At 71.6% G+C, this 25,826-nt stretch carries 20 protein-coding genes and 1 rRNA gene; 6 read left to right on the top strand and 15 right to left on the bottom strand.

Annotated features, from left to right (window positions below; translation table 11 throughout):
• Positions 1-131: 131 nt before the first annotated feature.
• Together OG594_RS05900 and OG594_RS05895 are read right to left on the bottom strand one after the other, a co-directional pair.
• Positions 132-1,656 (bottom strand): 16S ribosomal RNA (locus OG594_RS05900).
• A gap of 589 nt (positions 1,657-2,245) precedes the next feature.
• The gene (locus tag OG594_RS05895; protein WP_266595865.1) at positions 2,246-3,253 is read right to left on the bottom strand and encodes a stage II sporulation protein M; all 1,008 of its coding nucleotides are present in this window, start codon (positions 3,251-3,253) and stop codon (positions 2,246-2,248) included.
• 114 nt (positions 3,254-3,367) lie between these two features.
• On the opposite strand from OG594_RS05895, the gene OG594_RS05890 reads away from it, so the two are divergent.
• Positions 3,368-4,297, top strand: a complete 930-nt coding sequence (locus OG594_RS05890) for an RDD family protein (protein ID WP_266595862.1) — start codon at positions 3,368-3,370, stop codon at positions 4,295-4,297.
• Positions 4,298-4,301: 4 nt separating this feature from the next.
• Here OG594_RS05890 and OG594_RS05885 read toward each other — a convergent pair whose 3' ends face one another.
• Together OG594_RS05885 and ahcY are read right to left on the bottom strand one after the other, a co-directional pair.
• Positions 4,302-4,922, bottom strand: coding sequence for a hypothetical protein (locus OG594_RS05885; protein ID WP_266595860.1), 621 nt, complete (start codon positions 4,920-4,922; stop codon positions 4,302-4,304).
• Between the two features lie 98 nt (positions 4,923-5,020).
• Complete coding sequence (gene ahcY, locus OG594_RS05880) at positions 5,021-6,457, bottom strand: adenosylhomocysteinase (RefSeq protein ID WP_266595858.1); 1,437 nt, start codon at positions 6,455-6,457, stop codon at positions 5,021-5,023.
• A 334-nt stretch (positions 6,458-6,791) separates the two neighbouring features.
• On the opposite strand from ahcY, the gene lepB reads away from it, so the two are divergent.
• Entirely contained in the window at positions 6,792-7,487 is a 696-nt protein-coding gene (gene lepB / locus OG594_RS05875; protein WP_266595851.1) for a signal peptidase I, read from the top strand.
• A gap of 75 nt (positions 7,488-7,562) precedes the next feature.
• Here the strand turns inward: lepB and OG594_RS05870 are convergent, their stop codons facing one another.
• The 6 genes from OG594_RS05870 to OG594_RS05845 form a co-directional block, all read right to left on the bottom strand.
• Positions 7,563-8,486: a cation diffusion facilitator family transporter gene (locus OG594_RS05870; protein WP_266595849.1), complete on the bottom strand. Its 924-nt coding sequence runs from the start codon at positions 8,484-8,486 to the stop codon at positions 7,563-7,565.
• A gap of 72 nt (positions 8,487-8,558) precedes the next feature.
• The gene (manA, locus tag OG594_RS05865) at positions 8,559-9,716 is read right to left on the bottom strand and encodes a mannose-6-phosphate isomerase, class I (protein WP_266595842.1); all 1,158 of its coding nucleotides are present in this window, start codon (positions 9,714-9,716) and stop codon (positions 8,559-8,561) included.
• Between the two features lie 37 nt (positions 9,717-9,753).
• Positions 9,754-10,887: an SIS domain-containing protein gene (locus OG594_RS05860; RefSeq protein ID WP_266595840.1), complete on the bottom strand. Its 1,134-nt coding sequence runs from the start codon at positions 10,885-10,887 to the stop codon at positions 9,754-9,756.
• Positions 10,888-10,969: 82 nt separating this feature from the next.
• Positions 10,970-11,155: a Trm112 family protein gene (locus tag OG594_RS05855; protein ID WP_266595838.1), complete on the bottom strand. Its 186-nt coding sequence runs from the start codon at positions 11,153-11,155 to the stop codon at positions 10,970-10,972.
• 168 nt (positions 11,156-11,323) lie between these two features.
• A complete protein-coding gene (locus OG594_RS05850; protein ID WP_266595836.1) occupies positions 11,324-12,694 on the bottom strand; it encodes a phosphomannomutase/phosphoglucomutase in 1,371 nt (456 codons plus the stop codon).
• A 79-nt stretch (positions 12,695-12,773) separates the two neighbouring features.
• Positions 12,774-13,148 carry a DUF3499 domain-containing protein gene (locus OG594_RS05845; RefSeq protein WP_266595834.1) on the bottom strand — a complete coding sequence of 125 codons (375 nt, stop codon included), beginning with the start codon at positions 13,146-13,148 and terminating at the stop codon, positions 12,774-12,776.
• Positions 13,149-13,334: 186 nt separating this feature from the next.
• On the opposite strand from OG594_RS05845, the gene OG594_RS05840 reads away from it, so the two are divergent.
• Positions 13,335-13,718, top strand: a complete 384-nt coding sequence (locus tag OG594_RS05840; protein WP_266602652.1) for a metallopeptidase family protein — start codon at positions 13,335-13,337, stop codon at positions 13,716-13,718.
• 41 nt (positions 13,719-13,759) lie between these two features.
• On the opposite strand, the gene OG594_RS05835 is transcribed toward OG594_RS05840, so the two are convergent.
• The 3 genes from OG594_RS05835 to OG594_RS05825 form a co-directional block, all read right to left on the bottom strand.
• Positions 13,760-15,241 (bottom strand): DUF5719 family protein, encoded by a 1,482-nt coding sequence (locus tag OG594_RS05835; protein ID WP_266595828.1) that lies wholly within the window; start codon positions 15,239-15,241, stop codon positions 13,760-13,762.
• A complete protein-coding gene (locus OG594_RS05830; RefSeq protein ID WP_266595826.1) occupies positions 15,238-18,915 on the bottom strand; it encodes a glycosyltransferase family 2 protein in 3,678 nt (1,225 codons plus the stop codon). Before OG594_RS05830 ends, OG594_RS05835 begins: the two co-directional genes overlap by 4 nt.
• A gap of 286 nt (positions 18,916-19,201) precedes the next feature.
• Positions 19,202-19,465, bottom strand: coding sequence for a WhiB family transcriptional regulator (locus OG594_RS05825; RefSeq protein WP_003983763.1), 264 nt, complete (start codon positions 19,463-19,465; stop codon positions 19,202-19,204).
• A gap of 629 nt (positions 19,466-20,094) precedes the next feature.
• On the opposite strand from OG594_RS05825, the gene OG594_RS05820 reads away from it, so the two are divergent.
• Genes OG594_RS05820 through OG594_RS05810 form a run of 3 tightly spaced genes read left to right on the top strand, consistent with a single transcriptional unit; the run spans position 20,095 to position 22,976 of the window.
• Positions 20,095-20,661, top strand: a complete 567-nt coding sequence (locus tag OG594_RS05820; RefSeq protein WP_266595823.1) for a cysteine dioxygenase family protein — start codon at positions 20,095-20,097, stop codon at positions 20,659-20,661.
• A gap of 60 nt (positions 20,662-20,721) precedes the next feature.
• A complete protein-coding gene (cofD, locus tag OG594_RS05815) occupies positions 20,722-21,681 on the top strand; it encodes a 2-phospho-L-lactate transferase (protein WP_266595821.1) in 960 nt (319 codons plus the stop codon).
• Positions 21,678-22,976 carry a coenzyme F420-0:L-glutamate ligase gene (locus OG594_RS05810; RefSeq protein WP_266595819.1) on the top strand — a complete coding sequence of 433 codons (1,299 nt, stop codon included), beginning with the start codon at positions 21,678-21,680 and terminating at the stop codon, positions 22,974-22,976. The genes cofD and OG594_RS05810 overlap by 4 nt, the downstream gene beginning before the upstream one ends.
• A gap of 53 nt (positions 22,977-23,029) precedes the next feature.
• Here the strand turns inward: OG594_RS05810 and OG594_RS05805 are convergent, their stop codons facing one another.
• A complete protein-coding gene (locus OG594_RS05805) occupies positions 23,030-24,031 on the bottom strand; it encodes a DNA-3-methyladenine glycosylase (RefSeq protein ID WP_266595817.1) in 1,002 nt (333 codons plus the stop codon).
• A 322-nt stretch (positions 24,032-24,353) separates the two neighbouring features.
• Entirely contained in the window at positions 24,354-25,739 is a 1,386-nt protein-coding gene (locus OG594_RS05800; RefSeq protein WP_266595815.1) for a peptidoglycan recognition protein, read from the bottom strand.
• Positions 25,740-25,826: the final 87 nt, after the last annotated feature.

The following is a 25,826-nucleotide window of genomic DNA, read 5'->3' as shown; positions in this document are numbered from 1 at the left end:
CTCCACTTCACTGTGTTCCACGCCGAAGCAGTACTTACAGAGAGTTTTGGAAACCGTGCCAACTAATCAACGTTCCACCCATGAGCTGACCGTGCAGAACGTTTGTCTGCAATCGGTACTGTGCTCCTTAGAAAGGAGGTGATCCAGCCGCACCTTCCGGTACGGCTACCTTGTTACGACTTCGTCCCAATCGCCAGTCCCACCTTCGACAGCTCCCTCCCTTACGGGTTGGGCCACCGGCTTCGGGTGTTACCGACTTTCGTGACGTGACGGGCGGTGTGTACAAGGCCCGGGAACGTATTCACCGCAGCAATGCTGATCTGCGATTACTAGCGACTCCGACTTCATGGGGTCGAGTTGCAGACCCCAATCCGAACTGAGACCGGCTTTTTGAGATTCGCTCCACCTCACGGTATCGCAGCTCATTGTACCGGCCATTGTAGCACGTGTGCAGCCCAAGACATAAGGGGCATGATGACTTGACGTCGTCCCCACCTTCCTCCGAGTTGACCCCGGCGGTCTCCTGTGAGTCCCCATCACCCCGAAGGGCATGCTGGCAACACAGGACAAGGGTTGCGCTCGTTGCGGGACTTAACCCAACATCTCACGACACGAGCTGACGACAGCCATGCACCACCTGTATACCGACCACAAGGGGGGCACTATCTCTAATGCTTTCCGGTATATGTCAAGCCTTGGTAAGGTTCTTCGCGTTGCGTCGAATTAAGCCACATGCTCCGCCGCTTGTGCGGGCCCCCGTCAATTCCTTTGAGTTTTAGCCTTGCGGCCGTACTCCCCAGGCGGGGAACTTAATGCGTTAGCTGCGGCACCGACGACGTGGAATGTCGCCAACACCTAGTTCCCAACGTTTACGGCGTGGACTACCAGGGTATCTAATCCTGTTCGCTCCCCACGCTTTCGCTCCTCAGCGTCAGTAATGGCCCAGAGATCCGCCTTCGCCACCGGTGTTCCTCCTGATATCTGCGCATTTCACCGCTACACCAGGAATTCCGATCTCCCCTACCACACTCTAGCTAGCCCGTATCGAATGCAGACCCGAGGTTAAGCCTCGGGCTTTCACATCCGACGTGACAAGCCGCCTACGAGCTCTTTACGCCCAATAATTCCGGACAACGCTTGCGCCCTACGTATTACCGCGGCTGCTGGCACGTAGTTAGCCGGCGCTTCTTCTGCAGGTACCGTCACTTTCGCTTCTTCCCTGCTGAAAGAGGTTTACAACCCGAAGGCCGTCATCCCTCACGCGGCGTCGCTGCATCAGGCTTTCGCCCATTGTGCAATATTCCCCACTGCTGCCTCCCGTAGGAGTCTGGGCCGTGTCTCAGTCCCAGTGTGGCCGGTCGCCCTCTCAGGCCGGCTACCCGTCGTCGCCTTGGTGGGCCATTACCCCACCAACAAGCTGATAGGCCGCGGGCTCATCCTTCACCGCCGGAGCTTTCAACCCCCGCCCATGCAGGCAGGAGTGGTATCCGGTATTAGACCCCGTTTCCAGGGCTTGTCCCAGAGTGAAGGGCAGATTGCCCACGTGTTACTCACCCGTTCGCCACTAATCCACCCCGAAGGGCTTCATCGTTCGACTTGCATGTGTTAAGCACGCCGCCAGCGTTCGTCCTGAGCCAGGATCAAACTCTCCATGAATGTTTACCCGTAATCGGGTGCACACATCACTTAGAGCGGGCACGTCATGTCGGAATAAGACCGACGCGCCACAACGTCCTCGCTGTGTTGTTGCCTGCCAGCACCCGGAGGCCCGACAGGTCTTTTTCAAAGGAACCTCATCCACCGAAGTGGACGGGGTATCAACTTCTGGCGTTGATTTTTGGCACGCTGTTGAGTTCTCAAGGAACGGACGCTTCCTTTGTACTCACCCTTTCGGGCTTTCCTCCGGGCTTTCGTTCTGTTCTTGCGTTTCCGACTCTATCAGACTCTTTCGTGTCCGACTTCCTCAGTGCTTTCCAGGTTTTCGCTTTCGCGCTTTCCCTTTCCGGCGGTTCCGACTCTATCAGAAGTTCTCCACCGGATTTCCCGGCTTCGGATTCCTGAATGAGGAGTCGGCTGTACCCCACTGGAATTCAATTCCTCTTGGGGGTGAGATCGAGTTTAAACCATCGCTGCCGAACTTGTCCAGTTCGAGGCAACCGTTCGAATCTACCTCCCCGCGCGCTCCGTGTCAACGGTCTTCGCGGGACGACGAGGAGACTAGCAGCTCAACGGGGCTGTACGCACATCAGGCCGCGGTCGGGAGGGTCGCCGTCTGGTCGGCCTCCTCCACGTCGCCCACGTCGCCGGCGCGCGCCGCCCTGCCGCCCAGGACGAAGACGTAGAGCAGGAAGGCGACCTCGGCTACGACGCCGATCGTGATGCGGGCCCAGGTGGGGAGGCCCGACGGGGTCACGAAGCCCTCGATCAGGCCCGAGATGAAGAGGACCACCGCGAGGCCGATGGCCATGCCGAGGGCGGTGCGGCCCTGTTCCGCGAGGGCCGCGCGGCGGGTCCGGGGGCCCGGGTCGATGACCGTCCAACCCAGGCGCAGGCCCATGCCCGCGGCCACGAAGACCGCCGTCAGTTCGAGCAGGCCGTGCGGAAGGATCAGGCCCAGGAAGACGTCGAGGCGGCCGGCGGAGGCCATCAGGCCGAGGCCGACGCCGAGGTTGGCCATGTTCAGGAAGAGGATCCAGAGCACCGGTATCCCCAGGAACGCGCCCAGGACCAGGCAGATCGCGGCCGCCTGGGCGTTGTTCGTCCAGACCTGGGCGGCGAAGGAGCCCGCGGGGTGGCTGGAGTAGTACGTCTCGTACTGGCCGCCCGGCTGCGTGAGCGCCTTCAGCTCCTCGGGCGCCGCGATGGCGCTCTGGACCTCCGGGTGCGTGGCTATCCACCAGCCGATGAGCACGCCGAGCGCCGTGGAGAGCAGGGCCGTCGGTATCCACCAGCGGCGACTGCGGTAGACCGCGGCCGGGAAGCCCGCCGTGAAGAAGAGGGCGGCGTCTCGCCAGCCCGCCCGGCGGGTGCCCGTCACCGTTGCCCGGGCGCGGGCGACCAGCTGGGTCAGCCGGCTCGTGAGCATCGGGTCCGGGGCGCTGGACTGGATCTGGGAGAGGTGCGTGGAGGTGCGTTGGTAGAGCGCGACGAGTTCGTCGGCCTCGTCGCCGGTGAGCTTGCGGCCCCGGCCCAGGAGCTGCTCCAGGCGTTCCCACTCCGCACGGTGTGCGGTCACGAAGACGTCGAGATCCATCCGGTTTGCCGCTCCCCTGTCCCAGGTCCCCTGGCCACTGCCTATTCCTAGTGTGGTCAGCTTGGCAGACTGGAGGCCGTAGGGGCGGGGGCAGGTCACATGAGAGGTGCCGTGGTGAGCGATCTGGTGACGGGGGACGCGGTCGTCCTGGGGCTCAGGCCCGCACGGCTACCGAGCCGCGGGCTGGCGATCCTCCTGGATTTGGCCGTGTACATCACCGGATACGTGCTCATTTCCGTCGGGCTGGCCATGGCCACCGCCTCACTGGACGATGCCGCCCAGGCGGCCGTCGCGGTGGCGTCCTTCCTGCTGTTCCTGGTGGGTGTGCCGATCGCGGTGGAGACGCTGTCCCACGGGCGTTCGCTCGGCAAGCTCGCCTGCGGGCTGCGGGTCGTACGGGACGACGGCGGGCCGATCCGGTTCCGGCACGCTCTGGTGCGCGGGGCCATGGGGGTCGTGGAACTGATCCTGACCTTCGGGTCGATCGCGTGCATCGCCTCGCTGGTGTCGGCGCGGGGGCGGCGGCTCGGGGACGTGTTCGCGGGGACGCTGGTGGTCCGGGAGCGGGTGCCGGGAACCCGGGTGATGCCGGTGCCTCCGCCGCCGCCGTGGCTGGCCGGACGGTTCACCGGGCTGGACCTGTCGGCGGTGCCGGACGGGCTGTGGCTGGCGATACGCCAGTACCTGACGCGGATGAACCAGCTGGATCCGCAGGTGGGCGCCGCGATGGCGGTGCGGCTCGCGGACGATCTGGTGGCGCGTACGGGGGCGCCGCCGCCGGCCGGGGTGCCGGCTGCCGCCTTCCTGATGGCCGTGGTGCACGAGCGGCAGTCGCGGGACGCCGCCCGGGCGTTCCGGCCGTCCGCCGTCGGTCCTGGCCCCGTACCCGTGCCCGTACCCGGGCCCGCGCCGGTAGCGGGGCCGGTACCCGTCGTGGCGCCGGTCCCCTACGCGGCTCCCGCGCCCGCGGCACCGGCGGTGCCCGTGGCACCCGCGGCGCCCGTAGAGGCTCCGCGCGCCGGCGGGTTCGCGCCGCCCGCCTGAGGGATCACTGTTCCTCGAAGGTCGAGGGCGGTGTCTCCAGGTGTTCGAGTTCGATGCCGGGGGCCGAGAGCACCACGTCCCCGGCGATGTGGATCGTGTGGACCTCGCCCGTGTCCAGGGCGCTGACCCGGTACTCGTCCACCAGCAGCGGGCCGCTGTCCGTGGGGTGTTCCCGGCGGGCGACGAGGGCCCAGGCCTGGTCGACCGTACGGGGTGCCAGGACCGGATCGGTGAGGGCCAGGAGCCGGACGCGGGTGGCGGGGGCGCCGGGGGTCGGGCGCAGCAGGCGGGCCGTGGCGACGAGGAAGGCCGGGGAGGTGCCGGTGAAGCCGGGGGCGGCGATGTTGCCCTCGGTGGCCTCGGTGCCGGTGGGGTCGGTACGGACCCAGGTGACGCCGTCGATGGCGGCGCCGCGCACCTGCCAGCTCGCGGCATTGAGCTCCATGCGGATGGGGCGGCCGAGTTCGTCGATCGCCAGGTCGACGGAGCCGCGGTGGTCGCCGTCCGGGCCGGTGAGCTGGGAGACGTAGCGCCAGCCGGAGGGCCCGGGGGCGCAGTGGAAGTGCTCCTCGCCGAGCGGGGTGTGGTCGTGCGGGTCGTGGAGCGAGTAGCGGCCGCGGGGCATGGTGCGCACTCTTCTCGGGGTCGAGGGACAAGGGGCAGGCCCCCGGCACGGGTGCCGGGGGCCTGCGTCAGGTACGTCCGCGGTTGATCAGTCGGTGATCAGTAGCGGTAGTGGTCCGGCTTGTACGGGCCCTCGACCTGGACGCCGATGTACGCGGCCTGCTCCGGGCGCAGGGTGGTGAGGCGGACGCCGAGGGCGTCGAGGTGGAGGCGGGCGACCTTCTCGTCGAGGTGCTTCGGGAGCACGTAGACCTCGGTCGGGTACTCCTCCGGCTTGGTGAAGAGCTCGATCTGGGCCAGGGTCTGGTCCGCGAAGGAGTTCGACATCACGAAGGACGGGTGGCCGGTCGCGTTGCCGAGGTTCAGCAGGCGGCCCTCGGAGAGGACGATCAGGACCTTGCCGTCGGGGAACTTCCAGGTGTGGACCTGGGGCTTGACCTCGTCCTTGACGATGCCGTCGACCTTCGCGAGGCCGGCCATGTCGATCTCGTTGTCGAAGTGGCCGATGTTGCCCACGATGGCCTGGTGCTTCATCTTGGCCATGTCGGAGGCCATGATGATGTCCTTGTTGCCGGTCGTGGTGATGAAGATGTCGGCCGTCTCGACGACGTCGTCGAGGGTGGCGACCTGGTATCCGTCCATCGCCGCCTGCAGCGCGCAGATCGGGTCGATCTCGGTGACGATGACGCGGGCGCCCTGGCCGCGCAGCGACTCGGCGCAGCCCTTGCCGACGTCGCCGTAGCCGAAGACGACCGCGACCTTGCCGCCGATGAGGACGTCGGTGGCGCGGTTGATGCCGTCGATCAGGGAGTGGCGGCAGCCGTACTTGTTGTCGAACTTCGACTTGGTGACGGCGTCGTTCACGTTGATCGCCGGGAACAGCAGGGTGCCCTCGGACATCATCTCGTAGAGGCGGTGGACACCGGTGGTGGTCTCCTCCGTCACGCCGCGGATCTCGGACGCGAGCTGGGTCCACTTCTGGGGGGACTCGCCGAGGGTGCGGTTCAGCAGGGTGAGGATGTGGGCGTACTCCTCGGAGTCCGCCGTCGACGGGTCCGGGGCCGAGCCGGCCTTCTCGAACTCGACGCCCTTGTGGACGAGGAGGGTGGCGTCACCACCGTCGTCGAGGATCATGTTCGGGCCGCCGGTGGGGGTGTTCGGCCAGGTCAGCGCCTGCTCCGTGCACCACCAGTACTCTTCCAGCGTCTCGCCCTTCCAGGCGAAGACGGGGACGCCCTGCGGGTTCTCCGGGGTGCCGTTCGGGCCCACCGCGATGGCGGCGGCCGCGTGGTCCTGGGTGGAGAAGATGTTGCAGGAGGCCCAGCGGACGTCGGCGCCGAGGGCGACGAGGGTCTCGATGAGTACGGCGGTCTGCACGGTCATGTGCAGCGAGCCGGTGATGCGGGCGCCGGCCAGGGGCTGCGCCTGCGCGTACTCGGCGCGGATCGACATCAGACCCGGCATCTCGTGCTCGGCCAGGGTGATCTCCTTGCGGCCGAACGCGGCAAGGGAGAGGTCTGCGACCTTGAAGTCCATGGGTGCTGCTCCTCATGGTTCGAGAGGGTGGGTACGGCTGGGCCGTGCGCCGTCCTGGGGACGGGACACCGAGCACAGTCCGTCGGGGGTCCTCTCTCCCCTCGGCCGGTCGCAGGGACCGCCCAACCCGCCATCAGCAGCGACGCCTGACACTGGGCACGAATCTACACCGATCGGCGGAGTCTGCCCCAGTCAGCCGGAGAACTGGCCATGTCTTTCCTCCGGGCGCCCCGAGGGTGCGCCTCACGTGGTGTGACACCCCGTCGGCGGGCCCGGCGCGACCGGCCCGTACAGTTCGGCCGCACGTCGGATCGAGCGGAGCAGGGGCGGGAGCATGGGAATGCAGGGCCGGGTGGCGGGACGTCGGCTGGGGGTGACAGCGGTGGCACTGCTGGTGCTGGGTGCGCTCCTGGGCTGCGTCGGGGGTCTGGGCGGGTACTTCTTCATGCCGACGAAGTTCGTGCCGGGGGGTCACATGAGGCCGACCCTCGCAACGGAATCGTCGGTGACCTTCAACCTGTTGACCATCAAGGTGAACCGCGGCGACGTGGTGCTCTTCGACGCGGCGGCCTGGGGTGAGCAGCACCAGTCCGTGGAACGGGTGGTCGCGGTCGGCGGCGACCACATCTCCTACACGCCCGGGGACCGGACGCTGACCTTGAACGGGCAGCCGCTGGACGAGCCGTACGTCCTGAACGGCGATCCGGTGGCGGGGTCGCCCGCGTTCGATGTGAGGGTGCCCAGGGGCCGGCTGTTCGTGCTGGGCGACAACCGCGGCAACTCCGCCGACTCCCGCTTCCGGTTCGAGTTTTCGCAGAGCGGAACCGTGCCCCTGTCGGACGTGAACGGCACGATGGTCGACGAGGGCGATCCGCTGCTCGTCGGCCTGCGGTCCGGGGCACTCGTCGGCGTCGCGGTGCTGTGCGCCGGTGCGCTGCTCGGCGCCGTCTCACTGCGGCTCCGCCGCCGGGCGGCGGCGACCGCGGTGCACCCGGCGTACGCGGGGCTGGTGCCGCCGCCGGGGACCTGAGGGCCCCGGCCACGACGAAGGCCCCCGCGGGCTGCTGCTCGCGGGGGCCTTCGGGCGTTCACGGCTGCTCGGCAGCTACTTGGCGGCCTCGGGGCGGTAGATGTCCGGCTCCAGGTAGATCACCCGGGCGATCGGGACCGCCTCGCGGATCCGGGCCTCGGCGGCGTTGATCGCGTCGGCCACCTGGGTCGCGGTGTCGTTGCCCTCGACCGCGATCTTGGCGGCGACCAGCAGCTCCTCCGGGCCCAGGTGCAGGGTGCGCATGTGGATCACGCGGGTGACGACGTCCCCGTCGACCACCGCGGCCTTGATCTTCTCGACTTCCTCGACCCCGGCGGCCTCACCGAGCAGCAGGGACTTGGTCTCCGCGGCCAGCACGATGGCGATGGCGATCAGCAGCACACCGATGCACAGCGTGCCGATGCCGTCCCAGACCCCGTTGCCGGTCGCGAGCGCCAGGCCGACACCGCCGAGGGCCAGCACCAGGCCGACCAGCGCGCCGAGGTCCTCCAGGAGGACGACGGGCAGCTCGGGGGCCTTGGCCCGCCGGATGAACTGGGTCCAGGTCTGCTTGCCGCGGATCTCGTTCGACTCCTTGATCGCGGTGCGGAAGGAGAAGGACTCCGCGATGATCGCGAAGACGAGGACGCCGACCGGCCAGTACCAGGCCTCGATCGGGTGCGGGTGGTTGATCTTCTCGATGCCCTCGTAGATGGCGAACATGCCACCGACGGTGAAGAGCACGATGGAGACGAGGAAGGCGTAGATGTAGCGCTCGCGCCCGTACCCGAAGGGGTGCTGCGGCGTCGCCTCGCGCTGTGCCTTCTTGCCGCCGAGGAGCAGCAGCCCCTGGTTGCCCGAGTCGGCCAGCGAGTGGACGCTTTCCGCGAGCATCGACGAGGAGCCGCTGAAGAGGAACGCCACGAATTTGGCTACAGCGATGGCGAGGTTGGCGGCGAGTGCCGCCACGATCGCCTTGGTACCGCCCGACGCGCTCATGGATGCAGGGTGTCCTTCCTAGCCACTGACTACCGGCCGCACATTGTTGCAGCCGGTGGGAGGGACCCGGTGTCAGACCACCACGGTGGCACGGAAGATCGTCCCGCTTCCTGACAGTTCGACCTTTTCGCCCGCTGGTACGAAGACCGACTCACCGGGGCTCAGGGCCAGTTCGCCGGCCTGCGGGGAGCCGGCCGTGCAGAGCAGGATCTGCGGGGCGTCGTGCGGGAGGACGCGGGAGGCGCCGCCGGGTGCGAGGAGGAAGCGGGAGAGCCGGAACTCGTCGATGGGGGTCTCGTAGACCTCCTCGGCGTCGCCCTCGGGGCGCAGCAGGTTCGGGTCGCCCGGCTCGAACTTCGCGATCTTCAGCAGCTCGGGCACGTCCACGTGCTTGGGGGTGAGCCCGGCACGCAGCACGTTGTCCGAGTTGGCCAGCAACTCGACGCCGAGGCCGTCGATGTAGGCGTGCGGGACTCCGGCGCCGAGGAACATCGCCTCGCCGGGCTGGAGTCGGACGTGGTTGAGCAGCATCGCCGCGATGACTCCCGGGTCGCCCGGGAAGTGGTGGACCAGCGTGGCGTACGGGGTGTAGCGGCCACCGATGCGCGTGACGGTGGCGGCGACCTCGTGCACGGTGTGGGCCATCTCGGCGCGGTCCGCGGTCAGTACGGCCGTCAGCATCTCGCGCAGGGCGGCCTCTTCGGGGTGCGCGCGCAGCAGGTCCGCGTACGGCTTGAGGCTGTCCACGCCCAGGCCCTCGAGGAGTTCCGCGGCCTCCAGCGGTGGACGGAAGCCGCACAGCCCGTCAAAGGCGGTGAGGGCGCAGATCATTTCGGGCTTGTGGTTGGGGTCCTTGTAGTTGCGGTGGTCCGCGTCGATCGGGACCCCGCGGCGCTCCTCGTCCTCGAAGCCCTCCCGGGCCTGGAGCAGGTCGGGGTGGACCTGGAGGGAGAGCGGGGCGCCGGCGGCAAGGATCTTGAACAGGAAGGGCAGCCGGGGGCCGAACTTGGCGACGGTGGCGGCGCCCAGCTCGCCTTCGGGGTCGCCGGCGATGACGTCCGAGAGCGCCCGCTCGCCCGCTCCGCGGTCGATGCGGGAGGGGGCGCCCGGGTGGGCTCCCATCCACATCTCGGCCTGGGGCTCACCGGTGGGTTCGACACCGAGGAGCGCGGGGAGGGCCGTGGTGGATCCCCAGGCGTAGGGGCGGATCGTGTTCGTCAGGCGGTCCATCGTCGTCTTCCTGGATAGAGCTGGGTACTTCAGTGCCTCAGCTGTGTCCCGCGGAAGCCAACGCCAGGTAGGCGGTGGCGAAATCCGTGACGGCGAGGAGTTCGGCGAGCTGCTCCAGTTCGACGCCCTCCTCCGGTTCGAGCTCGCTGATCGCCGTGTCGTGGCTGTGGGCGAGCTCGCGTGCTGCGGGGGCGGCGGTGAGGCCACCGGCCGGCCGGTCGCGCAGCAGGACGACGCGGGCACGAAGGGCCTGGGGCTCTTCGACGCGGTCACGGAAGAAGTCGTCGGGGTCGGCGCCGGCGGCGAAGGATCCGGCGAGCAGGACGCCGTGGGCGGGCAGTGCCTCGGGGAGCACGGCGGCCAGTGCGGGGCGGCCGGCGAGCTCGGCAAGGGTGGCGGCGAACCGGCGGCCCGCGGGAGCGGCGCCGGTGCCCTCGCTCCAGATGAGCGGGAGGGAGTCGGCGAGCTCGGCGGCGAGGGTCTTGGCCGGGTTGGAGTAGGTGGCGATGGCGGGCCCGCAGCGTTCGGCCGTTCGGTCGAGCCGGTCGGCGACGAGCTGCAGGGTGTCGGGGGCGGCGGTGATCAGGCCGACCTTGTCCAGGAGCAGCAGCAGCGGCGTCAGCAGGGCCCACAGGGCGCCGGGGCCGGCCGCGGCGGATTCGTCGTACTCCTGGTACGGGGCCTTGGCCATCGGTACGAGCAGCCCGTGCGCGCCGTCCACCGCCTCGCTCAGCGGTGAGCGCTCGGGGGCGACGGCGACGACGGTGCAGCCGCGCCGGTACGCCTGCTCGGCGAGGACGGCGAGCCCGGGCTCGGTGCCGTCGGTGGTGGCGAGGAGCAGCAGGTCGACGGGTCCGGCCCAGCCGGGCAGGGCCCAGCGCAGGGCGCCGGCCGCGTGGGCGACGCCGGTGGGATCCAGCCGGATGACGGGCGCGGAGGCTCCGGCGAGTGCGCCGAGCAGGTCGGCGACGCCGGTGGCGGCGGTGCCGGGCCCGGCGATCAGGACGGAGCGCGGGCGGCCGTCGGGGCGCAGCTCGGCGAGGCCGGCCTCGGTCGCGTGCCGGGCGGCGGTACGGACTCTGGCTCCGGCCTCGGCCGCACCGCGGAGCAGGCCCCGGCGGTCGACGCGGGCGAGATCGTCCGGTGCGTCGAGGAGCGACTCGTCGAGCATGGCGGCCTCCGGCGGTGTTGACGGATCCAGGGTGGCGGAATCGGTCTCAGCGTCTGCGTGTGCCTGTGCGGCGCTGCAGGGGTCAGACGGGGCGGCGGGCCTCGTCCACGAGGAGCACGGGGATGCCGTCGCGGACCGGGTACGCGAGGCCGCAGTCCTGGCCGGTGCAGATCAACTCGGGGGTCGTCTCGTCGGCCGACTTGTCCTCGAGGGGCGAGTGGCAGGCGGGGCAGGCCAGGATCTGCAGGAGGCCGGCTTCGAGCGGCATGGGGCGTTTCCCTTCGGGCATGTGGGTGGGGCGAGGTCAGCGTACCGCCGAGTTCGTGGCGGTGCGGTGTCGTGAGGCGGGGGTCGGGCGGGTCCCGGGCTCCGCCCGGACCCTCGCCTCACACGCCGGCGGGGCTGGGTTTGGCGGAGCCCGGCCTGAATCGGCGGGTCAGGCGCGAATGAGGGCCAGGACCTCGTCGCGGACCTTGGCCAGCGTGGCCTCGTCACGGGCCTCGACATTCAGGCGCAGCAGGGGCTCGGTGTTGGAGGCACGCACGTTGAACCACCAGTCCTGGGCGGTCACGGTCAGACCGTCCAGCTCGTCCAGCGTGACGCCCTCGGTGTCGCCGTAGGTCGCCTTCACCGCCGCGAGACGGGCCGCCTGGTCGGCGACCGTGGAGTTGATCTCCCCCGAGCCCGCGTACCGGTCGTAGGAGGCCACCAACGCCGACAACGGACCGTCCTGACCACCGAGCGCCGCCAACACGTGCAGCGCAGCCAGCATGCCCGTGTCCGCGTTCCAGAAGTCCTTGAAGTAGTAGTGCGCCGAGTGCTCACCACCGAAGATCGCACCCGTCTTCGCCATCTCCTCCTTGATGAAGGAATGACCGACGCGAGTGCGGACCGGCGTGCCACCGTTCTCCCGGACGACCTCGGGAACCGACCAGGAAGTGATCAGGTTGTGGATCACCGTGCCGCTGCCGCCGTTGCGGGCCAACTCGCGCGCCGCGACCAGCGCGGTGATCGCCGACGGCGACACACCCACACCGCGCTCGTCCACGATGAAGCAACGGTCCGCGTCACCGTCGAACGCGATCCCCAGATCCGCACCCTCCGCCAACACCCGCGCCTGCAAGTCCACGATGTTCTTCGGATCCAGCGGATTCGCCTCGTGGTTCGGGAACGTCCCGTCCAACTCGAAGTACATCGGCACCACGTCCAACGGCAGACCCTCGAACACCGTCGGAACCGTGTGGCCGCCCATGCCGTTGCCCGCGTCCACGACCACCTTCAGCGGGCGGATCGACGACAGGTCCACCAGACCCTTGAGGTGGGCGGCGTAACCGGTGAGCGTGTCCTGCTCCGTGACCGTTCCGGGGACGGTGCCTTCGGGGATCACGGGGGCACCCTCGTCCGACCACTTCTCCACCAGCTCACGGATCTGCGACAGGCCCGTGTCCTGACCCACCGGAGCCGCACCCGCACGGCAGAGCTTGATGCCGTTGTACTGCGCCGGGTTGTGGGAGGCCGTGAACATCGCACCCGGCAGGTCCAGCGAGCCGGAGGCGTAGTACAGCTGGTCCGTCGAACACAGACCGATCAGCGTGACGTCCACACCCCGCGCCGCCGCACCCCGCGCGAACGCCGCCGACAACCCCGGCGAAGACGGACGCATGTCATGACCGATCACGATCGCCCCAGCCCCCACGACCTCGACGAACGCGGCACCGAACAGCTCGGCCAGGGACTCGTCCCACTCGTCCGGCACGACGCCACGCACGTCATACGCCTTGACGATGTTCGAAAGATCTGCGGCCACTGCCTGCCCTCCTGAAGGTCCTGTGCGGTTCAGCAAAACCTACCCTGAACCAGGAGCAGCTCTTCAGACCGCCGGAGCGTCAGGAATCGGGCGATCTCAGGACGCGCAGGTGTCCACGACGGGTCTCGCCGGTGGACGGGCCGCCCTGGCCGGGGCCGCCGGCCTCGGCCGTGCGTCCCGGCGGCCGGGCGGCTTCGCGCACGGCGTTGGCGAGGGCTTCGAGGTCGTCGCCGCTGGGGCGGGACGGCCCGGAGCCGTCGGACAGGCGCACGACGTCCCAGCCCCGCGGGGCGGTCAGGCGCTCCGAGTGCTCGGCGCACAGGTCGTAGCAGTGGGGTTCGGCGTAGGTGGCGAGCGGGCCGAGAACTGCGGTCGAATCGGCGTAGACGTACGTCAGTGTCGCGACGGCAGGGCGGCCGCACGCGGTGCGCGAACAGCGACGTACAAGGCTCACGACGTTGGACGGTACCGCACTCTTGACCGGGCCGCGACGACTCCACCGCCGCTCACTCCCCCGTGTCGTGCTCGGAGCTACCCTGCGGGGGTGACCGACACCCCTCTTCCGCCCTGCCCCGCCGAGCCTCCTGCGGGGGCCAGAACCGAGCCCCGCCCGCGTCGGCGGGACCGGCACGGGCGGGGGATGCGCGGTCCGGTGGCTCCTCCTCAGGTGCCGCTGGCGGCGAGCCGGTCGGAGCTGTTCGGGGACCTCGTACGGGATTCCGTGGAGCGGCTGGAGCGGCGCTGGCCGCAGTTGGCCGAGGTGGAGTTCCTGATCGGTGACGTGCCCGGGCCGCCGGGCGGTCCGGACGGCGGCTGGAACGACGAGGCGGTGCCGCTGGGCGCGGTGTCGGAGTCGCGCGAGGGGCGGCCCGCCCGGATCGTGGTCTTCCGGCGGCCGGTGGAGATCCGCACCAAGACGCGGGACGAGAAGGCGATGCTGGTCCACGAGATCGTGGTGGAGCAGGTGGCGGAGCTGTTGGGGCTCTCGCCGGAGACGGTGGACCCCCGGTACGGCCAGGACTGAGCCGGGCGGTCGCGTACCGGGGGCGCTGCGTCATCCGGTCGTCATCGGGTCAGGACGGAGAGGTCCTGGGTGGCCTTGGGGACCGAGACCGTGGAGTGGTCGTCCGAGAGCCCCTGGACGGTGAACATCGCGATGCCCTCGTGCGGGAGGGACAGGGTGCGGGACGCGTGGACCGGGCCGCCCGAGACGGTCTCGACCGTGAGGGCGTAGGAGCCCTTGCCGCCCGCCGGGGCCAGGGTGAGCGTCTGCGTGGTGCCCGACTTGACGTCGACGTCCTGGGAGGCCGTCTCGCCGCCGCCGGTGCCCGGTGAGGCGGTGACCTTGACCTTCGTGTCGGCTCCCGGGGCGGTCAGGGACAGCAGGGTGGCGTTCTCCTCGGGCCGGTTGTCGGCCACGGTCGCGCGTGCGCCGACCGGCCCGGTGGCGGGGATGAAGCCGATCTCCTGCTTGGCGCCGCTGCCGCGGACCACCCGTAGCGCCGCGACGACCGGGGCGGACTTCTTGGGGTCGGACGGGGTCAGCAGCAGCGAACCGGCCTCCCCGCGGGTCAGGTCCTTGAGGTCCGCGGCCGCCGTCATACCGGCCTTGACGTGCAGCTGCTCGCTGCCCGCCGGGCTGATCGAGCCGCCGGGTGCGGCCAGGCGCACCTTCAGGTCCGCGTCCTCCTCGCCCGGTACGAAGACGACCAGCTTCACGGAGGCGGCGTCCGCCGGGATGCCCGGCAGGACGAGCGAGCCGGCCGGGTCGACGGAGGCCGGCAGCCAATCGGCGCCCACCCCCTCCTCGCCGACCTGCACCGATGCGCCCACCCGGCCGGCGCGCGTGGTCACGTGGGCGGTGGCGTCCGCGAGCTGGGCTCCGGGGACCAGGGTGGACAGCAGGACGGTCTTGGTGGACTTGGGGTCGACCCGGATGCTCTCGCTGGTGCCCGCGTCGGGCTTGGCCGGACCGTCCGGGCCGAAGATCTTGACGTCGACGATGGCCGCGGCGTCGTCGGGGTTGGTGAGGTGGACGTAGTCCTCGCGCCCCTTGGCCGTGCTCACCGCGGGGAACCAGAAGTCGGTGCCGGGTGCGGTGCAGCCGACGCCGAGCACGCCGCGGGTCCGGCCGACCGACACCTTGGTGGTCAGCTGCGCGGTCCAGCCGGGGGCGAGGACCCCGTCGGCGCTGCCGGTGAGGGCGGGCGCGTCGGCGCCGCTGGCGGTGGCCCCGAGGGGCTTGCCGGCCTCCTTGGGTTCCAGCACCGGCTTGGCGTCCTTGGTCGCGCCGAGCAGGCGGGCCGAGCCCTTGCCCGCGCCGCCGGCCGCGCCGGGGGTGAAGGACGTGTACGTGGTCTCGGCGATGTCCGAGGAGCTGGGCCCCGGGCACACCAGCAGGGACCGCTCCACCGGCATCCGGGCGGCGGCCACCTTGCTGTCGGTGGCCTTCCCGTCGGCGGCGGGTGCGGTCAGGGCGGCGACGCCGGTGAGGGCGGCCAGGGCCGCGGTCACCGCCGCCAGCGTCAGGGGTGCGCGCTGCTTCACTGCTGGGGGCTCCCGTCCGGACGCGGGTCGTGCGGTGCGTGGGGGTATGGGGGGTCGTACGGCGGGTACGGCTCGTACGGGTAGGTGTACTGCTGCTGGTCCGGGTCCTGGACCGGCTGGTGCTGGGGCTGCTGCGGGTACGGGTCCTCGTAGGCCTGGCCGGTCTGAACGCCCTGAACGCCCTGCCCGCCCTGCCCGCCCTGCTGGTCGTACTGCGGGTACTGGTCGTACGGGGCCTGCTGCTGCGGCTCGTACGCGTAGCCGCCCTGGTCGCCGTACGCCTGGTACGCGTAGCCGTCGTCGTCGCCGTACGCCGGCTGCGCCGGGATCTGCGCGTACGGGTCGGCGACCGCCGCGGTCTCCACCGGTACGGGGGCCGGTTCCGCTTCGGCGCGCAGCCGGCGGGCGCGGCGGCCCTCGCCGGCATCGCCGCCGGGGCCGGTCCGGTTCGGGAGCGCGGCCTCCTCCTCCGGCAGGTCGTCGTCGAGCTCGGCGCGGCGGCCGGGCAGGGCCATCACCAGCAGGACCAGGGCGAGGAGGCCCTGGGCCCAGTACCAGGCGGTCCGCAGCAGGGAGTCTTCGTGGACGAGGTCGACGCGGCCTGCGTCGGCGGGCAGTTCGAAGCCCTGCGCCCAGCCGTCGACGGTCTTGGACTTGAGGGGCTTGCCGTCGAGGGTGGCCCGCCAGCCTTCGTCGGCCCGGTCGGCGATGCGCAGGACGCGGCCCGCGTCACCGGCGGGGATCTTGCTGTGGACCTCGACGGGTCCGGCGGCGACCGGGATCGGGGCCTCGCCCTGCTTGCCGGAGACGATGACCGCGCGCGGCAGCCAGGGTTCGACGCCCCACAGGGCGGTGCCGTCCTGCTGGTGGCGACGGCTGAGGCCCGGGGTGGCGTCGAGGACGCGGCGGATCTCCTCGGGGCCGCCGGGGCGGAACATCACGAAGCGGATGGCGTAGGCGCTGAGCTGGCTCGACTGGTCGGCGCCGGAACCGGCGACGAGGTTGGAGACGACCTTGTCGAGTCGGGAGTCGGCGCCGGTGCGGGCGGTGACCTCCGCGTCGCCGATGCGGCCGCCGGAGCCGCGGACGAGGCTGTAGGAGACGGTGGCGGGCGGGTCGAGGTCGAGGATCAGGGTGCGGGTCTGATTGTCGTCGCCGCCCGCGTCCGCGACGAAGGCCGGGACCTGTACGGGGTCGCGGCGCTGTAGCGGGCCGTCGGCGCCGGCGAGCATCCAGGTGGCGGCGGCGACCAGGGGTCCCGCGGCGGCGGCCAGGGCGATGAGGGCGGCCAGCGGCTGGCGCCAGCCGAAGCTGCGGGCGGCGACGCGTTCCCTGGCTCCGTCGGCGCCGAGCGCGGCGGCCGTGAGCAGGGCGAGCCCGTAGACGAGGGTGGCGGGTCCGGCCCAGGCGGTGCGGTTGAGGAGGACGGCGAGGAGCAGTCCGGCCAGGGCTGCGGCCCAGGCGGTGCGGACGGCGAAGGCGCGGTCGGTGCGCAGCAGGGCGGCCAGGGCGGCCAGCACGATGCCGACGAGCACCGGTCCGGCGCCGGTGCCGGGGCCGCCGGGGCTGATGGCGAGCAGGCCGAGGGCGTCGGCGGAGCCGGCTCCGTAGGGCAGTCCGGCCTCCTGTAGGAGGCGGCCGGGGTGGGTGAACAGGCCCAGTGACCAGGGGGCGAGCACGACGAGCGGGACGGTGAGGGTGGCGAGCAGCCGCAGGCCGTACGCCTTCCAGTGCGCGCGGCGCAGCACCAGCGCGGCGGTCCCGAGGACGGCGGCCAGCGGCCAGGTGACGGGGGTGAACGCGGTGGTGAGGGTGAGCAGCAGCGTGTACGTCCACACCGCGCGCCGGCCGCCCCGCCGGTCGGTGGCTTCGGCGCCGTCGGCGAGGTCGAAGGCGGCGACGGCGGCGCGGGCGAGGAGGGGGAGCAGGACGGCGAGGACGGCGGTGCCGAGGCGGCCGCCGGCGAGGGCTCCGGTCACGGCCGGGAGGAAGGCGTAGGCGATGGCCGCCCAGGCGCGCAGCAGCCGGGATGCGACGAGCGGCCGGGAGGCGAAGTAGGCGGTGAGGCCGGCGAGCGGGACGGATCCGACGAGCAGCAGGGTCAGGGCGGCCTGGGTGGATCCGAACAGCAGGGTGGCGAGGGTGCCGAGGACGGCCAGGTAGGGCGGTGCGGAGGCGGTGGAGCCGGTGCCGACGGCGTGCCAGCCGTCGGTGTAGGCGCCCCAGAGGTCGGAGCCGCTGCCGGGGGCGGGCAGCAGGGCGCCGCCCATGAGGGAGCCGCCGCCGATCAGGGCGCGGCACGCGGCGAGGGAGACGACGGCCAGGAGGGCGAGGAGGAGGGGCGCGGGGTTGCGGGCGAGCCGCTTGAGGCGGGCGAAGCGCTCGGTCTCCACCAGGTAGTCGCCGTCCTCGCGGGGGGCGTCGAGGACGCTGCCCCCGCCGTGGCGGCCCGCGGGGGCGGCGGCGGTGTCGCGGTCGCTCCCGAAGTAGCCGGCGAGCTGTTCCGCGTTGGCCCGCAGGGAGGCTCCCGGCGGGGGGAAGAGCGGGCGCAGTTCGGCGGCGGGGACGGCGGGGCGGCGGCGGGCCTTGCGGGCGGCGAGGAGCCGGCCGGGGCGGAGCAGGGTGGCGAGGAGGCCGGTGAGTTCGTCGACGGCCTGGCCGGGGGCCTTGCCGATGAGGTAGGCGAGGGTGCGCAGCACGGTGCCGAACAGGACGCGCAGCAGGACGTACGGCAGGGCGCGGCCGGAGCTGTTGGCGAGGATCGTGTAGACGGCTCCGGCCTTGTCGACGCGGTGCGGGCCGGCCGTGGTGCGTCCGGCGCAGTCGACGGTGCGGCGTTCGCGGGCGGCGGCCTCGGCGTGCCGCAGGACGGCGTCGGGGGCGACGAGGACGGTGTGGCCGGCGCTCTGGGCGCGCCAGCACAGGTCGACGTCGTCGCGCATCAGGGGCAGCCGGCGGTCGAAGCCGCCGAGCTCGTCGTAGACGTCGCGGCGGACCAGCATGCCGGCGGTGGAGACGGACAGGACGGGGCGGACCTGGTCGTGCTGGCCCTGGTCCTGTTCCCGGCGGTCGAGGCCGGTCCAGCGGCGGCCGCTGCGGGCGATGGTGACGCCGGCTTCGAGGAGCTGCTTCTTGTCGTACCAGCCGCGCAGTTTGGGGCCGATGATCGCGGCCTCGGGGTTCTCGTCGGCGACGCGGAGCAGTTCGGTGAGGGCGTCGGGTTCGGGGGCGCTGTCGTCGTGCAGGAGCCAGAGCCACTGGACGGGTTCGCCGTGGGGGAGGTCGGGTAGGTCGTACGTGTCGTCGCGCCAGGTGCGGCTGACGGGGTCCCAGCCGCTGGGGCGCTTGAGGTAGGGGAGGTCCTCGGGGGTCAGGGTGCCCGCGGCGCGTGCGGATTCGTCGACCGCGGTGCCGAAGCCGGTGCGGCGGGCGAGGTGCAGGACGCGGTCGTCGCCGAGGGCGTCGGTGAGCAGGCGCGCGGAGTCGTCGGCGCTGCCGGTGTCGGCGGCGATGTGGTTCTGCGCGGGGCGTTCCTGGCCGAGGAGGCCGGCGAGTGTCCGGGGCAGCCAGCGGGCGCCGTCATGGGCGACGAGGACCGCGGTGACGACGTGCCGGGGGAACTCGGGTGTGGCTGGGGCCTGGTAGGAGGCCGTCGACTGGCTGTGCAGGGACATCGCGGTACGGGCCCTCCGGCCGGGGGTCCGGGGGTGGTGTGCCCTCGGAGGCTGCTGGACAGCGCCCCACCCTAACGGCTGCCACGACAGCGGTCCGCCTCCTGCGGGGAAGGTGCAGGAGGCGGACCGTGTGCCGTGCTGTGCGTCGCGCTCGTCGTCCCGTTCGGCGCGCCGTCGGTCGTGCGTCGAACTGCGCTCTGTCGTACGTGTCGTGGTGCGTGCTGTGGTGCGTTCGGTATGGAGCGTGAAGTGCGGTGGGTGCCCGATCGGTGGTGCGTCGGCCGTTTCAGACCGCTGCCTTTTTCAGGCGGCGGCGTTCCCGCTCGGACAGACCGCCCCAGATGCCGAATCGCTCGTCGTTGGCGAGGGCGTACTCGAGGCATTCGGAGCGGACTTCGCAGGCGAGGCAGACCTTCTTGGCCTCGCGGGTGGAGCCGCCCTTCTCGGGAAAGAAGGACTCGGGGTCGGTCTGGGCGCACAGAGCGCGCTCCTGCCACCCGAGCTCTTCGTCCGCCTCCTCGACCAGCAGTTCCTGAAACAGCTCGGTCATGTGCGCCCCTCGCTCTGTCTGTGCGTCCCCGTGACGATGTCGTCACTGATTGCTACGTAACGACACGAGTGAAATTACAAGTGCGTGGCTCCGGGGCAGTCAAGCCGAGATCTGCTATTGGGCCCCTTATTCACTCTGCGGAACCAAGCCTATGCAGAAAGTGTTCATATCGCCAAAAATCGTGACACATGCCGCCGGCGCCACAGGATGCCGCCTTTACCCGTATTCCACGTGCCACCTCCGAACGGGGTTGCGGTCCGACCGGAGAAGCGGCGCAGATCACATTCAGGTCACGGAAGTCGGGATCTGGTTTGAGAGCCGACACAGCGCCACATCCCCTGCCGCACACTGCACAAACCTTTCTCCGGGCACGGTAACCGGATGAGGTGAAACTTTTACACCAAACCGGACATTGGGTTGACAGTCAGGCCCCCGAGCCGTTCTCCTTGTTTGCATGTCAGCGCCCGCAGCCACCACCCGGACCCCCATTCGTGGGTTCCTGTGCGCTGCCCAGGTTCGCTGTTGCTGTTGCAGCTGTTGATGCCCGCGGAGCCACGGCTCCTCAGAGCTCCGGCCCGCCCCCGCAGCAACCGCCAGCACGACTGACATCCGTCGAGGTACCCCCCACGATGAACAGCACGAACAGCGCCACCCCCACCGCTCCCGCCGCTCCCGTCGCTCCCGTCGCTCCCGTCGCTCCGGCCACGGTCGAGAGCGACCTCCAGATCGCCGGCGACATCCTCGCCGTCCAGCACCTCCTCCAGCCCGCCCGCGAACACCCGGCCACCGTTGCCGAGTTCGCCGGGCTCGCCCGCTCCATCGCCGAGGACCGCGCCTCCTGGGAGCACCTCGTCGAGTACGACGCCACCACCCGCTGGTACCACCGGCTGCGCACCGGCCCCGGATACGAGGTCTGGCTGCTCAGCTGGGTCCCCGGCCAGGGCAGCGGCCTCCACGACCACGGCGCCTCCTCCGGCGTCATGACCGTCCTGGAGGGCGAGCTCACCGAGCACACCCCCCGCGGCCGCAACACCCACCGCCCGGGCACCCAGCGCGTCTTCGCCCCCGGCTACGCCCACGAGGTCGTCAACGACACCCTCGACGGCGCGGTCAGCCTGCACGTCTACTTCCCCGGACTGACCGAGATGCCGATGCACAGCTGCTCCCCGGCCGATTCCGCGTCCGTACCGGCCTGACCTCAATCGGCCCGACAGTCCCGCCCCTCCACGACAGCCTTCGGCTGACAGACTGTCTGCATGCGCATTGTTGTTCTGGCCGGCGGTATAGGCGGCGCCCGGTTCCTGTCCGGACTCAAGTCGGCCGTGCCCGACGCGGACATCACGGTCATCGGCAACACCGGTGACGACATTCACCTCTTCGGGCTCAAGGTCTGCCCCGACCTGGACACGGTGATGTACACCCTCGGCGGTGGCATCAACGAGGACCAGGGCTGGGGCCGCACCGACGAGTCCTTCACCGTCAAGGAGGAACTCGCGGCGTACGGGGTCGGACCCACCTGGTTCGGCCTCGGCGACCGCGACTTCGCCACGCACATCGTGCGTACGCAGATGCTCGGCGCGGGCTACCCGCTGAGCGCCGTCACCGAAGCCCTCTGCGACCGCTGGCAGCCCGGCGTACGGCTGCTGCCCATGTCCGACGACCGCGTCGAGACCCACGTCGCGATCACCGAGGCCGGCACCGGCGAGCGCCGCGTCATCCACTTCCAGGAGTACTGGGTCCGGCTGCGCGCCTCGGTGGACGCGGAGGCCGTCGTACCCGTGGGCGCCGAGCAGGCCAAGCCCGCCCCGGGCGTGCTGGAGGCCATCGCCGCCGCCGACGTGATCATCTTCCCGCCGTCGAACCCCGTGGTCTCGATCGGCACGATCCTCGCCGTCCCCGGCATCCGGGACGCCGTGGCCTCCGCCGCAGCGCCCGTCGTGGGCCTCTCCCCCATCGTCGGGGGCGCGCCCGTGCGCGGGATGGCCGACAAGGTCCTCGCCGCGGTGGGCGTCGAGTCCACCGCCGCCGCGGTCGCCCTGCACTACGGGACCGGGCTGCTGGACGGCTGGCTCGTGGACACCTCGGACGCGGACGCCGTCGCGGAGGTCGAGGCCGCCGGGATCAACTGCCGCGCGGTGCCGCTGATGATGACCGACGTGGAGGCCACCGCGGAGATGGCCCGCGCCGCGCTGGAGCTGGCGGAGGCCTCTCGGTGACGGGGGCGCCCGCGTACGAGGTGCGGGCCGTCGACGGGATCCCGGAGGTCAGGCCGGGCGACGACCTGGCGAAGCTGATCACGACGGCCGCCCCCGACCTGCGCGACGGGGACGTCCTGCTGGTCACCTCGAAGATCGTCTCCAAGGCCGAGGGCCGGATCGTGGAGGCCGACTCGCGCGAGGCCGCGATCGACGCCGAGACCGTACGGGTCGTCGCGCGCCGGGGTCCGCTGCGGATCGTCGAGAACCGGCAGGGCCTGGTGATGGCCGCGGCCGGCGTGGACGCCTCCAACACCGCCCCCGGCACGGTGCTGCTGCTGCCCGAGGACCCCGACGGCTCGGCCGCCACGATCCGCGCCGGCGTGCGCGACGCCCTGTCCGTGGACGTGGGCGTGGTCGTGACGGACACCTTCGGGCGGCCGTGGCGCAACGGACTGACGGACGTGGCGATCGGCTCGGCCGGCGTGCGGGTCCTGGACGACCTGCGCGGCGCCACCGACGCCCACGGCAATCCGCTGAGCGCGACGGTGGTGGCGACCGCGGACGAGCTGGCCGCCGCAGGTGACCTGGTCAAGGGCAAGGCCGCCGGGCTGCCGGTGGCCGTCGTGCGCGGCCTGGCCCACGTCCTCGGAGAGGGCTCCTCGGCCCGGGACCTGGTGCGCCCGCCGGCCGACGACATGTTCCGGCTGGGGACCTCGGAAGCGGTACGGGAAGCCGTGACGCAGCGCCGTACGGTACGGGCCTTCACGGCGGAGCCGGTGGACCCGGGCGCGGTGCGGCGGGCGGTGGCGGCGGCCGTGACGGCCCCGGCCCCCCACCACACCACGCCGTGGCGGTTCGTCCTGCTGGAGTCCGAGGCCTCCCGGGTGCGGCTGCTGGACGCGATGCGGGACGCGTGGATCGCTGACCTGCGGGCGGACGGCAAGTCCGAGGAGTCCGTGGCGAAGCGGGTGCGGCGCGGGGACGTGCTGCGGGCCGCCCCGTACCTGGTGGTGCCGTGTCTGGTGACGGACGGCGCGCACCACTACGGGCACGCCCGGCGGGACACGGCGGAGCGGGAGATGTTCGTGGTCGCGATGGGCGCGGGCGTACAGAACCTGCTGGTCGCGCTGGCCGGGGAGCGGCTGGGGTCGGCGTGGGTGTCCTCGACGATGTTCTGCCGGGACGTGGTGCGGGAGGTGCTGGAGCTGCCGCAGGACTGGGACCCGATGGGAACGGTGGCGGTGGGGCACCCGGCGGCGGTCCCGGCGGAGCGGCCGGGGCGGTCCGCGGCGGACTTCATCCAGGTGCGGTGACGCCTGCGGCGGGCCCGGCGGATCGGCGGGGCGGGGGCGCCTGACGGCAGGGCTCAGAAGCGGCCGATGTCGCCGCGCGGCATGCGGGGCGCGCGGCGGGGCGGGGTGCGGCCCGCGAGGAGGACGAGGCGGGCCGCGCGGTGGCGCTGGCCCGCGTACGGGGCGAGGAGCTCCAGCATGGCGGCGTCGTCGGCGTCGCGGTCGCCCGCGAGGGCGTAGCCGACGATGCCGGGCAGGTGGAGGTCGCCGGTAGTGATCGCGTCGGGGTGGCCGTTGCTGCGCTGGAGGGTTTCCGCGGAGGTCCACGGGCCGATGCCGGGGACGGCCTCCAGCCTCCGTACGGCCTCGGGCAGGTCCATCGCGGCCGCTTCCTCCAGGCGGTTCGCCACGCGGGCGGCCCGCACGATCGTGGCGGACCGCTTGGCGTCGACGCCGGCCTTGTGCCAGTCCCAGGACGGGATCACGGCCCAGGTGCGCGGCGCGGGCACGACGTACAGGTCCGGGCCGCCGGCCGGGCCCGGCGCGGGCTCGCCGTACTGCCGGACCAGGCGGCGCCAGGCGCGGTAGGCCTCGTCGGCGGTGACCTTCTGCTCCAGGACCGTGGGGATCAGGGATTCGAGGACCAGGCCGGTACGGGTGAGGCGCAGGCCGGGACGGCGGCGGTGGCTGGCGTGCACGAGGCGGTGGCGGGGCACGAAGGCGGCGGGGTCGTCGCCGGCGCCGAGGAGCGCGGGCAGTTGTTCGAGGAACCAGTCGGCGCCGGGGCCCCAGGCCTCGGCCTGCACCTGCTCGCCCGCGCGGGACACGCGGAGGGTGGCCGGGCCCAGTGGGGTGCGGCCGGTGCGCCAGACCGAGCCGTCGGGGGTGGTGCGGAAGGTGGGGTCGGCGGGGCCGCGTCTGAGGGGGCCGAGGGTGAGGCCGAGGTCCAGGGGACCGTCGGGAGCCCAGTGGCGTTCCTTGGCGCCGGCGCCGGCGGTGCTGCCCCGGCCCGGGGGGACGTCGGTGCGGCCGCCGCGGACCGCGGCGCGGGTGAGGGGATCGAAGCGGCCGGCCATGTGTCGAGCGTAGCCCGGCCCGGCCGCGCCTCCCCCGGGGCTCCGCCCCGAACCCCGCGCCTCAAACGCCGGCGGGGCTCAAAGATCGGGGCTCCGCCCCGAACCCCGCGCCTCAAACGCCGGCGGGGCTGGATTTGGCCGAGCTCTGCTGAAAGGTGCCGCCTGGCGGGGCTGGATTGCCGCGGAGCGGCAATCCAGCCCCGCCGGCGATTGAGGCGCGGGCGCGGAGCGCCGTAGGGGTGCGGGGCGGAGCGCCGTAGGGGGTGTGGGGCGGAGCGCCGGCGACGGCGCCGCGCCCACGGACCCTGCTGACCGCCGGAGGCTACGGCCGGCCCTGGAGCTTTGCCGAGGCCGTGCGGGTGGCGCCCAGCTTGCCGTAGAGCTTCGCGCCCGGGCACTGGGTGGCGAAGCCGTCCCGGTGGCCGGAGATGACGTTCATCGACACGCTCTTGCCCTTGGGGTAGCGGTTGCCTCCGCCCGACGTCAGGGCGGTCTTCGCGCGCGGGTCCCGGCCGAAGAGGCCGAGCTTCCAGGCCGTGAGGCGGGCGACCGAGTCGACCACCACCGCCGGCGGGTTCGTGGAGGTGAAGGTGCCCAGCACCGCGACGCCCATGCTGTTGGTGTTGAAGCCCATGGTGTGCGCGCCCAGGACCGCCTTGGAGACGCCGCCCGCGCGGCCCTCGTAGACCGTGCCGCACTTGTCGACCGCGAAGTTGTAGCCGAAGTCCCGCCAGCCGTTGCTGATGACGTGGTAGCGGTACAGGCTGCGCAGGACCGCCGGGGCGTCCTTGCAGGCGTAGTTGTTGCCGGAGGCGCTGTGGTGGACGAAGGCCGCCTTGACCGTGCTCGTGTAGACGAAGCCCGGCTCGCGCAGGCCCTCGTTCGCACCCCAGCCCTTGCGGGTGACGATCCGGGGGCGCGGACCGATGTACGGGGCCGCCGCCGCGCTCAGTTCGCCGTCGCTCGCGAAGATCGCGTCGGCGGTGGAGTCGGCCTTGTCGAGTGCGGTGATCTCGTTCGCGCCGAGCGAGGCGTGCGGGACGTTCGCGGCGGAGGACTCCGCCGTCTCCATCGTCATGGCGGGCACCGCCACCTCGCCCTTGCCGTCGCCGGGGCCGGTGTTCTTGCCGTCGGCGCCCGTGGCGGGGGGTTCCGCGCCCGGGTCGACGAGCTCGATCCGCAGGCCCGTGGGCAGCCGGGAGGGGGCGCGGGTGGTCGGGGCGCCGGATTCGGCCTGGACGCGGACCTCCACGGCGTCGGACTCGCCCACCCACAGCGGGGCGGTGGCGCCGCGGATCGGGCGCGAGCCGTGTTCCGCCGCGTCGAGGTCGGCGGCGTGCTCGCCGTTGTGGGTCTCGACGTCCTGCCAGTCCGACCAGGTGGCGGTCCGGGTGGAGCGGGTCCGCACCTGGACCCGGCCGTTCAGTTCGGTGGCCGCGTCGTCCCAGACCACGCCGACCAGCGAGAACGTCTTCACCTCGCGTGCGGTCAGGCCCTGCGTCTCGGTGCGGCCCGGGGAGGCGCTCGTTCCGGGGACTCCGGGCGCCCGCGTCGCCGAGGGTCCCAGCGGGACGAGCGGCAGCGATTGGGTGGACCCGGCGGGGGTTACGGGGTCGGTCTCGGCCAGGGCGGGGGTGGGGAGCGCGAGGGGCAGGGCCAGTACGGCGGCCGTCGCGACGCCGATCGAGGAAGCAAGGAATCCACGCATGAAAAGGATGGTGAGCACGCGGATCACCGGGCGCCATCCGAGAACTGACGCTCCGTCCGACCCGCCGCGGATACCCCTCCTCCGTAC

Source organism: Streptomyces sp. NBC_01214, from assembly GCF_026340975.1.
Classification (GTDB): domain Bacteria; phylum Actinomycetota; class Actinomycetes; order Streptomycetales; family Streptomycetaceae; genus Streptomyces.
This window is presented reverse-complemented; position numbering and strand designations above follow the sequence as displayed.

Excerpts from the sequence above, each read along its gene's own strand:
- OG594_RS05895 (WP_266595865.1), bottom strand. The coding sequence starts at position 3,253 with ATGGATCTCGACGTCTTCGTGACCGCACACCGTGCGGAGTGGGAACGC.
- OG594_RS05840 (WP_266602652.1), top strand. The coding sequence starts at position 13,335 with ATGCGCGGTCCGGTGGCTCCTCCTCAGGTGCCGCTGGCGGCGAGCCGG.
- OG594_RS05830 (WP_266595826.1), bottom strand. The coding sequence starts at position 18,915 with ATGTCCCTGCACAGCCAGTCGACGGCCTCCTACCAGGCCCCAGCCACA.
- OG594_RS05820 (WP_266595823.1), top strand. The coding sequence starts at position 20,095 with ATGAACAGCACGAACAGCGCCACCCCCACCGCTCCCGCCGCTCCCGTC.
- OG594_RS05800 (WP_266595815.1), bottom strand. The coding sequence starts at position 25,739 with ATGCGTGGATTCCTTGCTTCCTCGATCGGCGTCGCGACGGCCGCCGTA.
- cofD (WP_266595821.1), top strand. The coding sequence starts at position 20,722 with ATGCGCATTGTTGTTCTGGCCGGCGGTATAGGCGGCGCCCGGTTCCTG.
- lepB (WP_266595851.1), top strand. The coding sequence starts at position 6,792 with ATGGGAATGCAGGGCCGGGTGGCGGGACGTCGGCTGGGGGTGACAGCG.
- ahcY (WP_266595858.1), bottom strand. The coding sequence starts at position 6,457 with ATGGACTTCAAGGTCGCAGACCTCTCCCTTGCCGCGTTCGGCCGCAAG.
- OG594_RS05825 (WP_003983763.1), bottom strand. The coding sequence starts at position 19,465 with ATGACCGAGCTGTTTCAGGAACTGCTGGTCGAGGAGGCGGACGAAGAG.
- manA (WP_266595842.1), bottom strand. The coding sequence starts at position 9,716 with ATGGACCGCCTGACGAACACGATCCGCCCCTACGCCTGGGGATCCACC.
- OG594_RS05870 (WP_266595849.1), bottom strand. The coding sequence starts at position 8,486 with ATGAGCGCGTCGGGCGGTACCAAGGCGATCGTGGCGGCACTCGCCGCC.
- OG594_RS05805 (WP_266595817.1), bottom strand. The coding sequence starts at position 24,031 with ATGGCCGGCCGCTTCGATCCCCTCACCCGCGCCGCGGTCCGCGGCGGC.
- OG594_RS05860 (WP_266595840.1), bottom strand. The coding sequence starts at position 10,887 with ATGCTCGACGAGTCGCTCCTCGACGCACCGGACGATCTCGCCCGCGTC.
- OG594_RS05855 (WP_266595838.1), bottom strand. The coding sequence starts at position 11,155 with ATGCCGCTCGAAGCCGGCCTCCTGCAGATCCTGGCCTGCCCCGCCTGC.
- OG594_RS05885 (WP_266595860.1), bottom strand. The coding sequence starts at position 4,922 with ATGCCCCGCGGCCGCTACTCGCTCCACGACCCGCACGACCACACCCCG.